Annotated in this window: 1 protein-coding gene; it reads left to right on the top strand. The window is 36.2% G+C overall.

The window, feature by feature from the left end:
- Positions 1 to 426, top strand: a 426-nt coding sequence (locus QS62_RS07020) for a replication initiation protein (protein ID WP_156550095.1), incomplete at both ends; no start/stop codon positions are given.

Here is a 426-nt window from a genome sequence, read left to right as displayed (position 1 = left end):
AGACCAAAAAAGTTGAGCGCAAAGTAACATTCTTAACCGAACAAGCCTACTTCAAAGGCGAGGGGCGTTTTCAAATCATCTTACACGAAAAATTAATGCCCTACATATCGAAATTAAAGGGGCGTTTTACTCGTTACAATCTGGATTATGTCGTCAATTTTAGCGGCTTTCATTCAATACGACTTTATGAGCTAATGGCGCAATACCGTATCGGTGGTGAGCGTGAAATATCTTTGACTGATTTAAAAGATTGGTTGCAAATATCCGATAAATATGACCGCTATAATAATTTCAATCAGAGAGTTTTAACCCCAGCGATCACTGAAATCAATGAAAAATCTGATCTCAAAGTCATTTATGAACAGATAAAACGTGGACGTAGAATTGTAGCTTTGAAATTTACTATCCAGACTAAGAAAAATGTCA

The sequence above is a fragment of the Gallibacterium salpingitidis genome (genome assembly GCF_001678495.1).
Taxonomy (GTDB): domain Bacteria; phylum Pseudomonadota; class Gammaproteobacteria; order Enterobacterales; family Pasteurellaceae; genus Gallibacterium; species Gallibacterium salpingitidis.
Note: the sequence above shows the minus strand (reverse complement) of the source record. Positions and strands in the feature narration are given on the sequence as shown.